General features: G+C 67.6%; 11 protein-coding genes. 1 reads left to right on the top strand and 10 read right to left on the bottom strand.

Annotated features, from left to right (window positions below):
• The first annotated feature begins 99 nt into the window (after window positions 1-99).
• Entirely contained in the window at window positions 100-1134 is a 1035-nt protein-coding gene (locus ABZ833_RS38385) for a hypothetical protein (RefSeq protein WP_361057238.1), read from the top strand.
• A gap of 751 nt (window positions 1135-1885) precedes the next feature.
• On the opposite strand, the gene ABZ833_RS38380 is transcribed toward ABZ833_RS38385, so the two are convergent.
• From ABZ833_RS38380 to ABZ833_RS38335, 10 genes are all read right to left on the bottom strand, one after another.
• Window positions 1886-2032, bottom strand: a complete 147-nt coding sequence (locus tag ABZ833_RS38380) for a hypothetical protein (protein ID WP_361057235.1) — start codon at window positions 2030-2032, stop codon at window positions 1886-1888.
• A gap of 430 nt (window positions 2033-2462) precedes the next feature.
• On the bottom strand, window positions 2463-4196 hold the full coding sequence (locus tag ABZ833_RS38375) for a hypothetical protein (protein ID WP_361057232.1): 1734 nt from the start codon (window positions 4194-4196) through the stop codon (window positions 2463-2465).
• 633 nt (window positions 4197-4829) lie between these two features.
• On the bottom strand, window positions 4830-6893 hold the full coding sequence (gene ligA / locus ABZ833_RS38370) for an NAD-dependent DNA ligase LigA (RefSeq protein WP_361057230.1): 2064 nt from the start codon (window positions 6891-6893) through the stop codon (window positions 4830-4832).
• Between the two features lie 235 nt (window positions 6894-7128).
• Complete coding sequence (locus tag ABZ833_RS38365) at window positions 7129-7539, bottom strand: hypothetical protein (RefSeq protein WP_361057227.1); 411 nt, start codon at window positions 7537-7539, stop codon at window positions 7129-7131.
• Between the two features lie 262 nt (window positions 7540-7801).
• Entirely contained in the window at window positions 7802-8008 is a 207-nt protein-coding gene (locus tag ABZ833_RS38360) for a hypothetical protein (protein WP_361057224.1), read from the bottom strand.
• 399 nt (window positions 8009-8407) lie between these two features.
• Window positions 8408-8965 carry a hypothetical protein gene (locus ABZ833_RS38355; RefSeq protein ID WP_361057221.1) on the bottom strand — a complete coding sequence of 186 codons (558 nt, stop codon included), beginning with the start codon at window positions 8963-8965 and terminating at the stop codon, window positions 8408-8410.
• A 231-nt stretch (window positions 8966-9196) separates the two neighbouring features.
• Window positions 9197-9886 carry a hypothetical protein gene (locus ABZ833_RS38350; RefSeq protein ID WP_361057218.1) on the bottom strand — a complete coding sequence of 230 codons (690 nt, stop codon included), beginning with the start codon at window positions 9884-9886 and terminating at the stop codon, window positions 9197-9199.
• Between the two features lie 362 nt (window positions 9887-10248).
• Window positions 10249-11262 (bottom strand): hypothetical protein, encoded by a 1014-nt coding sequence (locus ABZ833_RS38345; protein WP_361057215.1) that lies wholly within the window; start codon window positions 11260-11262, stop codon window positions 10249-10251.
• Between the two features lie 328 nt (window positions 11263-11590).
• A complete protein-coding gene (locus ABZ833_RS38340; protein ID WP_361057212.1) occupies window positions 11591-11917 on the bottom strand; it encodes a hypothetical protein in 327 nt (108 codons plus the stop codon).
• 98 nt (window positions 11918-12015) lie between these two features.
• A complete protein-coding gene (locus tag ABZ833_RS38335; RefSeq protein ID WP_361057209.1) occupies window positions 12016-13233 on the bottom strand; it encodes a recombinase family protein in 1218 nt (405 codons plus the stop codon).
• Between the last annotated feature and the right edge of the window lie 90 nt (window positions 13234-13323).

Here is a 13323-nt window from a genome sequence, read left to right as displayed (position 1 = left end):
GCGGATCGCTATACCTGAACGCTCTGCGCAGAGACGTCGAACCCCTCGCACTAGGGCCAGCACATCAGCTAACGGCTGCGGGGTACTGTGCGTGACGATATGGCGTACGTGAACAGTCCAAGCATCGTGCTGGCCGCCCACGAGGTGCCCACCAGCGAACTGGCCGCCGCAGTTGAGGAGCTTGATACCAGGCACCTCCTCGACCCCGATGTCCGGCAGCTCGCGCTCGCCCTCGGCGTTCAGCGGCGATACTTCACCCGTCCACTCGCCAGCGTGATGCAGAGCTGCCAAGCCTCGCCGGAGCGGACCATCGCGGACGTGCAGCAATTGGGCCAGCGTGCGGTCCAGCAAGCGCTCGAGGTCGAGGGCCTCTCCATCGCTGACCTAGACGGTCTGATCATGTACTCGACCGACTCCCGGGTCGTTCGGGGGCTCGCGGAGCACCTCACGCAGGCGCTCGCCTTGCCACGTAGCCTGCCTCTGACGGCGCTGGCCGACCTGGGGTCCGCAGGTGGTGCACAAGCCCTGAGCGTAGCCACGGAAGATGCCCGATTGGGCAGACGGGTATTGGTGGTCGGCGCTGAAGCCCCCAGCTCTGCGCTGCCCCGTGGTCGTGGCGCAGACTTCAAGAACTGGCTGTTGGCCAAACTGCTGTGCAGCGACAGTGCCGCAGCCACGCTCGTCAGCCCTGACCCGCATACGCACCCCACGGTCTACATTGAGGACACGTGGCAGTGGGCCGGGTTGGACCCAGACCTCTTGCCGCCTTTTCCCTACCGCCCTGAGACTGCGCATACATTCGATGGGAGCCCGCGGGCCGCTCAAGCCATCAATGCATCCGTCTCACATCTCTGCCGCTCCTGGAAGCAGGCGGATTTTGGCCTCATCCACCCTGGAAGCACCAAACAACTGGACGCACTTGCTGCCTCCGGCGGCTTCGCCGACAGCATTTTGAACCCTGCACGAGTGAGCCTAGCCGAGGACGGCAACGCGGGGGGCTCGGGAATCCTGAATGTGCTCCAACGTATGTGTGCTGCGCCGCCCCCAGTGGGATCGGGCGGTCTGCTGTTCGCCTCAGGGCCCGGCTTCTACGCTCACGCCGCCCGCTTGTGCTGGGTCGGTAGCCGTTCATAGCGCGAGCGTGTTGCCTACCGCTGTGACGCTCACGATGTCCGAGCGAGAACAGAAGAAGAGTTGGAGGTGCCGCCCGCTGCGCCGGGCGGACGGCACCCCCGACCGAACATAAGATGGCCGGAGGCGACCGGTTCGGTGCACTGCGCGCACACACCCGCCTGGGTTCGGCGTGCAAGGTATGAATATCAAACAGCGGAAGGTCGGGCAGGCGCAAGGCGTTTGCCCACAGAGGCGGCCTTGTTTCAGTCATCGAAACGAAGTGCATCCTTGTAACGCCGAATCGGCCTCTTCGTACCCGCCGGAATGGTGAGACTCCCCCTCGACCTGTTCGGCCGCGTAGCAGCGATGTGCGTCGCCGCGCGGCGACACGGCGAGGAGGCGATGGGGCATGGTGAGTTCCTGTTCCTGTCGAAGGAGGCACCGTCGACTGCTACAGGTGTCGGAAAGGGCTGCCGCGCGACATGTCCCCGAAAATCCTGCCAAGGGAAATTCGGCAGGCGACGGTCTGAGTGGCAGCGCGGTGTGGGGCGATGGCGGCGTCGTGGTAGCCGTACACCGGGCGGACGGTGGTGGCCAGGCCGAGGACCCTGTCCGGTCAGGAAGGAAGCGCAGCGTGGTGAGGCCGTACACCGGGTCGCTGGTGCGGTTCGCCACGCTCAACTCCAGGCGTGCCCTGCATGAGCAGCCCCACCGGCTGGGCCGGACCCGTACCGCTTGGAGCACGGCGTCCCGCACAGGGCATGGGGAGCGGCTACGCGTCGGACGCCGGCCCTGCGGGGCGGGCGGCCTTGCGATGGGCGTAGGCGTGCGCGGCGACGAAAAGCAGGCTGCCGGTCAGCACCAGGTAGTCGGATGCCGCCCCGCGTAGGACGAGAGCGGCGCCGTCACTGCGCAGCAAGATCGCGCAGACAGTGAACGCACACGCCACTGCCAGCGCGTCCAGCACGCCAGCCATAACTTCCCAGGCGGGCCGAGCCATGGTCCTGGCCCTGGTCCTAGGAATGGGCGTCACCGCACGTTGCGCCCCGGAGCCTGGATTGGACCGAGCCCTGACGAGACGGGGCACCTGGGCTGCGATGACGGCAAGCGGGACGGCAAACAGGGACATCACTGGCTGTTGGACGAGAACCCCCGCACCGGCGGGCAACGCCACCAGACCGTAGACGGTGTGCAAAGGCTGGCAGCGGTGCTGCGCGGGTGTACGGGATGGGCGATCGGACAATGGCTCTTCTCCTATGCGGCGAATTGATGAAGGCCCCGAAACCAGCGGGGATCGGGGTGTTGGGCCGGGCAGACGGGGCCGCCCGGCCGGACTGGGGGACGGAGGGCTACGTGCTCGCGTCGCTGCGAGACTGGGGAGCCCGTCGGGTCTGGGCGCGCTGCATACGGTCGGACCAGGGCGCTCCGGCAGGTCCTACGACGTGCTCAGGAATGGTGATCTCGTAGTGCGGGCAGCTCTGGGCCTTCGCCGCCTCACGGGATGCGTGCTCATGCGAGTTCGGGCACTGGTCGCGCTCGTGCTCGCCCCTCCAGAACCGGACGGTCAGTTTGCGCCCGGCCCCCTTCTCGCCGCGCCGCCGCGCCTGGTACTGCGCACCCGCGTCCGGGTCGACCCAGAAGGTAGTCACCTGGCCGGAGTCAGTGATGCCACGGCGTCGGTCGGAGCGCTGTTCACGAGGCTTGGCCTGATGGATCTGGCTGGACAGGACGCTTACCGACGTCCGCTGATGCTGCGTCAGCAACTCCCACAGGCTGCGGACATGCCGGATCAAGGACTCTCGACGCCCCTGGCGTCGCAGTCCTTGCCCGAACTGCGCGGGATTCTCCGGATCACGGAGCCGTGCCTCCGGCTCCAGGGTGTCACCGAGCCGGAGCAGCAGCGTGCCGTAGGGCGCGAAGGGCAGAGTGAGGAGCGACTCGTCGCATGTCAGGGGTGTCACCCACGTCCACGAGGTGCCTCCCGATGGGATCTCCAGCGGCTCCAGTTCCCCGTCGTCACGCACATGTGACCAGCCCTGCGCTTCACCGGGAGACCACGGGCCCCACACGTAGCCGACGATGCGTCGGCCGCCGGGCAGTTCAAAGGGGGAGTCGAGGAACAGCATTCCGCGCGTCGAAGGCATGTGGCTGGGGTCAAACGGGGTCGTGCGCTTTTCGGCACGGCGCTGCACGCGGCGCAGCGCCATCTGGGCCACGGATTCGGTGATCTGGATCAGGCGCGCGGACTCCGCACGTTCCGCCTCCTGGCGAAGCTGCGTCACGACCCCCGCTTCGAGGCCGTGCGGGTGCCCGTAGGGAGCCAGAGGCTCGCTCGGCCTTCGGTAGACCACGGCCTTGTTCAGGGCCCAGTCAATGCTCCGGGTATGCGCCGCTACGTACCGGCGCCGCCAGTTCCGGATCTGATGCCAGTCCGGAGTCCCCCACGGCCTACTGCTGGACTCGGTCAAACATGGTCCCGACGGTGTCCCGTTCGCCTCGTCCAGGGCGAGCAACTCCCGAAACCGGAGCACTTCCGCATCGACGTCAGTGGCCACGGCTGAGCCGTTACGGGTCAGGTCCTGATGGGTATCCCTCGGATCGATCGCCCATTCGATGCCGACCATCTGTGCCAGGGCCGCGCGTACCGTCTCCCGGTCTGCGGACTGCAAGAAGTCGACGATGAGCATCTGGACCGTGCCCAGCAGCATGTCCGAAGCTGCGAACCGCAGCATGCGCTTGAGGAACGAGCCACCGGGTCCGATTTGCACGCCGGACAGGGCCAGCAGTTCGCTGGCTGCATTCTCGTCATCCAGTGCTGCGGTCGCCAGGTGTGCGTGGATCAGGCGGAACAGGGTGAGCTCCTCACCGTGTTCGAAGACCTTGTCAATTGCCCGGGTATGCCGCGTGGCTGCTGCCGCGTGCGCACCTGCCCGACCCGGAGGCCGGATCACGTCCGCCGCAGTGGCGTGCAACTCCTGGTAGAGGCGGAACTGAAGGTCGGTAAGGGACTTGAACTCGTTGGCAGGGACAATGCGCCGCTTCGCGGCCGCCGACGCGCTTGCCAAGAGCTCGGACTCAGACACATCGGGAAGATGCGAGAACAAGGCAGCCTCACCTGGGGTGATGGGAAGGGGGAAGGCGAGTCAGGGAAGCACTGCACTCGACTACAGATTGATAATACATTCTAAAAATGTGTCTTGCAATGCACTGGTTGTGTTCCAGCCTCGGTCCGGCGCTGGGGCAGGCATTCGGGCGTGGCTCGGTGTTTCAGCATCTCGTCCGGACCTTCAGCAAGGGGACGTGCACTTGGAGTTGAGCCAGGTCAGAGCGGTTTGCCCTGCCGTCAGAGTGCGGATGCTGAAGGACTAGATGAGACGGAACGAGGCTTCGGCAGCGCGCTACGCAACGTCAGCACGCAGGCCAGGGCCCCTCCCGACGAAGTGCCGGACGAACCCCGCCACAGGCAGCCCCCATGCAAATCGGCTGCTCGTCCCGGCCGTTGGTGCGGGCGCTTACGCGCCGCGGTCCGGTGGCGTGCTGGGGGCAACGCTGCGCCGTGAACGGGCACTTCCCCGTTGCCGATGGGGCAAGTCGCGCACGCCAGCCCCCGCCACGGTGGCTACAGGAGCCTCCTCACGCTCTCCACCAGGTCCAGCACACGGCGGCGGGGGACGCACGTGCCGTGCGTCCCCCGCCTGATGTCCCCTGTGTCCCGATCAGGCCAGGTAGTCGGCAACCAGCTCCGCAAAAGCCTCCGGCGTGAGGACCTCGACGCCGAGGTCGGCGGCCTTGACCGCCTTCGTGCTCGGCCTGCCGTCCGCGGATGCCGCTGCGACGAGGAAGGACGTCTTGGAGTTGACGCTGCTGCCCGCGCGCCCGCCGGCCTTCCTGATCAGGGCGTTCATCTCTGTCCGACTGAGGCTTTCCAGTGGCCCTGTCATCTTGCCGGTGACCACCACGACCTTGGAATCCAGTGCCCTTGCGCCCTGAGCCGACGACGGCTCCTGGGGCTCGCTCATGTTGACGCCCGCAGCGATCAGCTTGTCGATGACCGGGGCCAGAGCGGCAACCTGCTCGACGATGACCGGGGCCTTCTCCGGGCCGATGCCCTCGACCTCCTGCATCGCGGCGGCGTCGGCCTGGCGGATGGCCTCCATTCGCCCGAAGTGCCCGGCGATGCGGCGGGACATGCTCCGCCCAGTACCGAGCACGCCCAGGGCGCAGAAGACGCGATTCAGCGGGCGGCCCTTCGCCGCCTCGATCTGCTCGGCGAGCTTGGTGGCGCGCTTGGCACTGCCGGACGCCGTGGTGAGCTGCTCAGTGGTGAGGCTGAACAGGTCGGCCACGTCGGTGACGACGCCGGACGCGACCAGGGCCGCCACGTACGTCTTGCCGAGGCCGTCAATGTCGAGCATCTCGCGCCCGGCGGCGTACCCGATCAGAGCCGGGAGCGCGCACGCGGTGCCCTGTGCGCACCGCCACCGCTCCTGCGCCTTGTTGATCTCTCCACCGCAGTTGGGACAAGCCTCGGGCAGCGGCACCTCCTGCGCGTCGGCCGGACGGAGCGCGACTACGGCTCCCTGCACGCGTGGGATGATGTCGCCAGCCTTGTATACCGTCACGACATCGGAAAGGTGGAGATCGCGGCGGCGAATATCGGCGGGATTATGGAGCGTCGCCCGCGTGACCAGGGAGCCGTCGATCTCAACCGGAGCGAGGATCGCGGTCGGTGCAAGGACCCCGGTGCGGCCGACTTCCCACACGACGTCCTCCAGCACCGTCTGGCGCTCAACCGCAGCCAACTTGACCGCGATGGCCCAATGCGGAAAACGGGAGCCGAACCCAGCCGCCGCCTGCTCGGCTGCGTCGTTCAACTTGATCACCACACCGTCGATCCCGACAGGCAGCTGCGGACGCATGGCGGCGATCCCATCGACCTGCTGCTGCGCCGCAGCGAGGTCGGCAACGACGTGCAGGCCAGCCGGGGAGTCCGCGGTCGTTTGCACACCGGCCGCGGCCACGGCGGCGAGGGTCTCGGAGTGGGTAGCCCCGTCGGGCAGGAACTGTGTGCCGTCCAACTCGACTGCGCCGTAGCCCCAGAACGTCATCTGAAGCCGGTACGGCCGGTCCTTCGCCCTCAGCGTGCCGGCTGTGCCGTTGCGGGGGTTGGCGAAGACCTGTGCGCCGTGGGCAATGCGGACCGCATTTGCGGTCTCAAACTGCTCCTGAGTAAAAGCGACTTCCCCGCGGACCTCGACGCTGACCGTTGCCTCCAGCTGCTCGGGCAGACCGTCGATCTGGCCGATGATGTGGCTAATGTCCTCGCCCTGGCTGCCGTCGCCACGCGTGATGACCTGCGCCAGGCGGCCGTCGAGATATCGGGCGGCCACGGCTGCGCCGTCGATCTTCGGCTCAACTGTGAACCCGCCCTCTGGCGCGCGGCCCAGCCGACGCTGGACCGAGGCGCCCCAAGCCACGAGGCCTTCCGCGTCGAAGACGTTGTCCAGGCTCATGAGGCGGGTGGTGTGCACGACGTCGCCGACAGGCGCCGCACCGTCGGCGACGAGACCGGTTGGGGAATCCGGGGAGACCTCGGCCGGATTCTCCTGCTCCCAGGCCAGGACGGTCAGCCGGAGTTGGTCGTAGGAGGCGTCGTCCAGGAGGCTGTCGCCGTCGCCGTAGTACGCCTGCGAGGCCTCGCGCAGCCGCTGGAGCGAGGCCTCGTACTCAGTGCGGCTGGGAATGCCTGACTGCGACTGAGCGGCGGGAAGAGTCGTCATGAGGATGATCCTCTCTTAGGGGTCTGACAATGACCGGCAGTGGTGGAAGCGCAACCGCGAGCGGGAAGCGCTGGTCCGCCACACCTGTCAGGGGAAGGGGGGCATTCGTCGTGGGGCTGGCACTCGGGGCTCGGGACAGTTCCAATGGGCGCTGCCGTCGGCTCCGCAGACTTGGGGAGTCCAGGGATGCTGTCCCGCCTGGCCCTCGCCCGGGTGGGACGAGCGGGACAGACTCCTACGCGCCGCTGTTCGGCGGCGTCTCGGTCTCGCTGTCCCAGGGCATGACGATCCGGCGCTCGGGCTCGACGTTCCAGGAGGCGTTCGGGAAGAGACGGCGGATCTGAGCCTGCGCCCAAGGCCAGACCAGGTTCCATGACTCCTCGGTCGGCTCGCTCGCCGATTCATGCCATCCCTCAGCACACGCCGCCCCCTGCTCGCCGAGGAGCTTCATCAGGGCTGCGAGCGTGAACTCATCCGGAAGCTCCTGGCCGTTCTCCGGACGGTGGGCGTAGGCGTGAGCCAGCTTGAACGCCAAGGTCTCGCCGTCTTCGTGGTGGGCGTAGACGACCCGCACGACCGTGCCGCGGCCCTCCGGGTCGGGAACCGTTATGCAGACGGCAGGTGGCGGTGAGGTGTTGATGGCCATGGGATGGCTCCGTTCACGGGGAGGACTGGGTGGGTGGTTGGTCTTAGAGCGGCCAGAACGGTGGGCGGGCCCGGGTGGGGTACAGCACCGGCCGCTCCTGCTGAGCGGCGATCGCTCGCTCGGCGCGCAGCCGGACCGACTCCTCCAACAACCGGGGCTCGTTCAGGGCGTCGCCGCAGGAGACGGTGACCTGCCGCCCCAGACGCCATAGTTGGGCGTTGACTGCTCAGCAGGCGACATTGAGGGGATCGAGGTCGTTCAGTCACCAGCGGTAGCTGGCCGGGTCCACGCCATAGGCGCGCATGGCCGCGGCGGCGGCCCGAGTCATCGTGCCGGTTCCGGCGGCGGGTCCGAGGAACAGGCCGCCCGGTCTGCGGTCGGTGGCGAGGATGGTCTCGCCGATGTGGTCGGCGGCGATCGCCGGGGTGAAGAACTCTCCGGTGCCCTGCCGCTCGGCGTTTGTACGCATCCGGGTGACCATCAGGCCCCGCACGAGGATGCGCGCATAGTCGGAGAGTCCCCGGGCCGGTCTCGCTCGGCTGGGAGAGCCACTCGTGGAGCGGGCGCGCGGCTTCCGTGAGATCAGGGTCGTAGGTCCAGAAGGAGTTCCAGCCCGCTCTCAGAGCGTCCACGAGGCGTTCGTCGCTGAGCGGGATCAGCAGCGTGCCGAAGTCGGGCCCGTCCGGCTTGGAGGGCGCGCACAGGGCGAGCCCGGCCAGTGTTCCGAGAGCGATCGCCCGGTCGCCCGAGCCCTCGCGATGGGCCGCCCACCAGGCGTGGGCGACGTCTGCGATGGCGTGGGCGTGGTCCCGCCCGCTCTCGGGCGACATGGCGCGTCGGAACCCGGCGGGCGGGATGCCGTACAGCGTCACGGCGTACTTCCCTGCACCTGCGTGATGAGGCGGTCGAGCTCGGAGGCGAAGGGGGCGAGCACAGTCCGCTTGCGGCCCAGCCGCGACGAGCCGAACGGCTGCTGGGCGCCGGGGTGCCCGCTGCGTCGGAAGTCCGTATCGATGATCCAGGTGGTGTCCGTCGGCATCCGCGAAAGACGGAACGCGGCCTTGCTCATCAGCCCGCCCTCTTCGAGCAACAACAGCTCGGCGTACTGACCGGTGACACCACCAGCCGTGTGCTCGCCGATGACGGGCACGACGCCGGTGAACCGCACAGAGCCGCAGTCGTCGATGACGGTTACGGAGAAGGTCTTCGCCTCGGTCAGCTGTCGCAGTACCGTCTGCGCGGCCCGGTGGGCTTCAGGGAAGCCGATCGGGTCGGCGATGACGCACCGGGCGGCCAGGCTGAGCGGATCGCGGGTGGCGGCGGCAGGAAGGTTGTGCGGAGCCAGCGCCCGGAGCAGCGCATCGCGCCCGAGAGTGGCCAGGAACCAGATGTGTTGATCTCGGGTACTGGAGTCCGTGGTGGTCAAGGGAGTGTCCCCATTCTTGGCATTGAGTGCGGTGCCGCAACGGGCGGGTTCGTCGGGGGAGGCCTCACCTCGACTCATGCATCAAAATACATCATGACTTAGTATTGTGCAACGCACATGGCGAGGGTAACCCGGACACCGCAGTCGAATCACGGCCTTGGGGTGCGCTGGGAGACGACGGCATGCCGCCTCCGACTTCCGGACGCATCGTCCGCCTGCTCAATGAGGCGCTCACCCTCGTTCTCGGATCTCTTCGAGGTGGCCCACGAGATCCGCCCGCCAACGTAGCGCGTACTCCAGACAGTTGGACTCGCTCTTGTGAGTGCCACAGGTGCGCTCGTACCGCCCACCCTTTGACCACGCCATGCTGTCCGCCGACACCACATGCCGCCACGAGACATCAAGGCCAGACTTCTTGTAGCCGAACGCGTGGAGCCTGAGGCCCAAGGCGTGCAAGTCCTCGAGAATCCAACTGGCCACGAAGGTGTTCGGCCGTCGGCAGATGCTGCCCACTCCGACGAGAGGTTCCTTGGTCAGGTCGACCCCAGCGGCCATGAACTTGTCGACGCAACGGACGTAGTGGGGACGGAGCCATCCCTGCACGACAGGGGTGATCCGGAGTTCGGGAGCCAACTCGCGCAGTGTCAGAAAGTTCCGGACCGTGAGGTCCTGGTGCTGGTCGATCGTGAGCCCGGTCATGCGGAGGGCCTGCTCCTCGCACATGAAATCTTGCTGGCTTGCCCAGGCCAGATGGCCCACCTCGTCGCGGTACCTGCGGATCAGCTGCACGTACTGCGTCGGGCTGGTGCGCCACGCGCCGTACTTGGTGATCTCGGTGAACCCGCCGCTGTCGAGCGCCCACGGACCGCGGGCCTGCGGCAGCTTCTTGAGGCCGGCCAGCTGACGGTTCGATACGAACATCGGAACATCGCGAGCGCTGAGCCAGTGGGGACGGTGAACGCCCAGCCAGAACGTGGGAAGTGGCGACGGGGTCTTTGAGGTGAGGTGTGGACGGTCGAGGACGGGCATGAGTGCCTCCGAGGGCGTGGGAACGAGGGTGATGGCGTGCGTGTGTGCGTGAAGGCCTGGAGGGTGAGCTGGGCCGGCGCCCCCGACCGGTGAGTCCCTGGGCCCACCGATGCGGGAGGCGGGCGCGGCGTCCACCAGGTGGCCAGGCCCCAGCTCCTCCTGGCGAGCGTCACCAGACGAGTTCGCACCACCGGGCATGTCCGGCGGGGCCCGAGCGGTGTCCCACCCGAAGTAGTGGGACACCGCTCGGGCCTTCAGTGCCGGTGGCCATCCTCAGGTTCAACGTCTTGCAGGACCGGCGCCGCGAGGCAGTCGACGTCGGCTTCGGGGGCGATCAGCTGACCCGAGACGGCATCGGTGCAGTAGGCATCAAAGACCTCTGCCGCGGTGAGCGGCAGCAGCTTCTCACCGCTCAGGCGCCAGCCGCGGACTCGATCAGGGCGTCCACCCGCGGTGGTGCGCACAACCAGGCCCGAGGCACTACGGGTTGCGATTCCTACCGCGAGGACCGTGGCGAATTCCAGGGCTTCGGCCTCATCGACTCCCGTGTTGCCCTCGGTGACCTCTACGGCGTGCAAACCGGCGACGAGTGTCCCGTCCTCGAGCGGAACGCTGCACGTCAGGTGGTGGTCGCCGCGCCCGGACGTTTCGATGACACGCGTGACCAGGTGCGATGCCCTCTGGAAGGCCGCTTTGCCGATGTCCTCTCGGCAGACTACACAGGCGCCGATGTCGGCGAGGAGCGTCGTCGCGTATTCCCAGGTTGCTTGGCGGACCGCCCGATCCACGAGGTCGGCGAGGAGGTCGGCGAGGGGCTGTCCCTCGTAGAGAACAGTGGTGCCAGTGGATGCCAGGTTGGCCGTGAAGCGGGTTCGACTGTCTGGGGTGTCCGGTTCCAGGCCCCTATCCGTGCAGAACTCCTCGTACTCCTCGGGGTCGAAGAGAGCGACAGTTGTGTGCCTGCCCTGAGACGCGAGGGTCCTGAGCAGGCCTTCGACCTGCTGGAGGTACGTCGGGTGGTCGGCGAACCTGAAGGTGCGGTAGCGGCGCATAGCCGCGAAGTCCTCATCGTCCGACAACAGGGCGAGGGTTCCGGCGACTTCACCGAGCAAGGCGAGCCGCGTCGTTTGGTGCTCGGTCTCCTCCGCGGCTACTTCGTGGAGGAGACCGGCCCTGAGCCGCTCAATGAGGAGTGCGGAGACGGAATCACCTGTGCACACGCCTGTGTCCTTGATGCTCGCGTTGACGGCGTCGCGAAGAGCCTCCATCAGCTGCCCTTCGGCTCGCCGGGGATCGAAAGTGGGTGGGGGCATGGGGACCTACTCCAAGGTGGTGGGAATTCGCCGGAAACGAACCGGCGCAGGCACGACGGAAAGTGGTGGCGCGGGAGGGTGTTCAGCACACTCCTCGTGACGCCGATATGGCGCGACCCTCGGCCCTGCTACGAAGTGAACTGCGTGTACGCAATCGAGGGTCGGAGCCTCGGCAGGGCCTAAGGGACTGCTCAGGGAGAAGGACTTCGGTGCTCGCGGCGCGGGGCGCCCGCCGGGCGGCGTGGTGCGGGCGGGCGGCGGCAAATCGGCTGTAAAACGGTACTCAGGCTGGCGGACGCTCGGAGGCCTGGCATTCCTCCGCGAACTCTGCGGGCACAGACGACGGAGGAGCCGAGGGCGTGGCTGGTGGCGCCTTGGGCCGGCTCGCGGCAATGATCGCCTTCACGAGCCGGATCGGCTCGCCCGTCGCGTGGGCGATGTCGCGCAGGGTCGTCCGCCGCAGAGCCATGGCCGTGACTGTCTCGGTCAGGGCCACCGTGTAGGCATCCCTTGCGGCGCGCTGCCTCTCCAACTCCGGCGTCACCGCAAGGATCTCCACCGCAGCGGTCACGCCGACGAGCGCCAGGCCCTGCTCGACGTTCTCAGCCACCCTCTTCAGCGTTGGTCCGTGCCCGTACACCCTGTACTTGGGGAGATGTACCACCCAAGTACGCCCCCGCCTGACGGCCTGGCACTCGATGACCTCGCTCATGCTCCGCTCTCCATATCCGTGATGAGTTGCTGGGCAACCGCATCCGGGATGGGCGTCGGCAAGGCCACCTGCTGCCCCCCGATCCGGTACACCGTGTGCGTCGGGCTGCTGCTGACCGCGGTGACGGTGAGCCCCAACCGGCTGGCCGCAGTGCGGATACGCAGCAGCGGGCCGCCCCCTTCCGGCCCCGCGCGCAGCCCTGCGGTGACCTCCTGAGCCTGCTTCCACTCCTGCAAGCTGACCACCGCCTCGTGGACGGTCTCCGGCGACCACACCCACTTCGAGACCGGGTTCAACTGGGAGTGTCCCTTTCGTCCGGTGCGGCTCGCCTTCCTGTTGTAGACCTGGTGCCCGGTCAGCTTCGGGTTGGCGATCAAGCCCTCTACCCGGTTGTGCGTCCATCTGCCCTCGATCGGGTAGAGCTCGGGCTCCGACGCCAGGATCGCGATGATGTCCGCCGCCTTGAGGTGCTCCACCCGCCGCAGGCGGCACAGCTCGCGGGCCGCGTCGAACCGGCGCGGGTCGGGGTGCGGAGCCAGCTTCCTTTTCGGCCGCACCACGCCGAACCGCCCCCTGTCCCGCGCCGGGGCGTTCTTGTCCTCGACCGCGACGTAGGGGTAGGGCGCATAGCCGTGATTCCAGCCGGCGATGGCGTGCTGGATCTGCCCGCCCGTTGACATCTCCATCAGGACGGTGCGGTAGACCTCCGCTTCGACCTGGCCATACCGGCGGCTGCGCAGCCGGCCTGACTCGGTGCCGCCTGTCGGCTCGTTGGCATACACCACCTCCACCCCGAGCTGCTCCAGCTGGTGCTCCACGGTGAGGCTGGTCAGCATGTGGCGTGCTACGCGGTCGGACCTCTCGGCCAGGACCCGAGTGACGCCCAGGAACTCGGCCCGCTCCACAAGGTCCGGGAGTCCGCCGTCCCGAGGAGTCGGAACAGCCAGGGCTGTGTACATCTCCTGTGAGCCGAGGCCGCGGAGCTCCGGGGCGAGCATCCCGGACTCGACATCCCAGAAGTACGCCGCGAACTCCTCACCCGCTGCCAGGCGCTCGGAGGCAAGGACTACTTGCCGAGGGATGGACGAGGCCGGGTTCTGGTTGTCCTTTGTGCTGACACGGCCGACGAAGACCGAGCGGGTGGGGCGGATGTCCACCTGCCGGAAGTTCGCCAGGTCAGAGAGGTCGATCGGTGGTCCGAACAGGGAATTCATGATGATCCTCGGAGGACGGGGCCCGGCCGCGATGGCCGCCGGGCCCGATCGGCCCGGCCAGAGGCCTGGCCGGGCAATTGCGAGTGAAGG

This window comes from Streptomyces sp. NPDC047525, from assembly GCF_040643025.1.
GTDB lineage: Bacteria > Actinomycetota > Actinomycetes > Streptomycetales > Streptomycetaceae > Streptomyces > Streptomyces durmitorensis.
The sequence above is the reverse complement of the archived record's forward strand: the minus strand, read 5'-3'. Positions and strand labels throughout refer to the sequence as shown.

Bases quoted from the DNA above. Each gene is read 5' to 3' on its own strand.
- ABZ833_RS38385 (WP_361057238.1), top strand. From the start codon at position 100: ATGGCGTACGTGAACAGTCCAAGCATCGTGCTGGCCGCCCACGAGGTG.
- ABZ833_RS38350 (WP_361057218.1), bottom strand. From the start codon at position 9,886: ATGTTCGTATCGAACCGTCAGCTGGCCGGCCTCAAGAAGCTGCCGCAG.
- ligA (WP_361057230.1), bottom strand. From the start codon at position 6,893: ATGACGACTCTTCCCGCCGCTCAGTCGCAGTCAGGCATTCCCAGCCGC.
- ABZ833_RS38365 (WP_361057227.1), bottom strand. From the start codon at position 7,539: ATGGCCATCAACACCTCACCGCCACCTGCCGTCTGCATAACGGTTCCC.
- ABZ833_RS38345 (WP_361057215.1), bottom strand. From the start codon at position 11,262: ATGGAGGCTCTTCGCGACGCCGTCAACGCGAGCATCAAGGACACAGGC.
- ABZ833_RS38335 (WP_361057209.1), bottom strand. From the start codon at position 13,233: ATGAATTCCCTGTTCGGACCACCGATCGACCTCTCTGACCTGGCGAAC.
- ABZ833_RS38360 (WP_361057224.1), bottom strand. From the start codon at position 8,008: ATGCGTACAAACGCCGAGCGGCAGGGCACCGGAGAGTTCTTCACCCCG.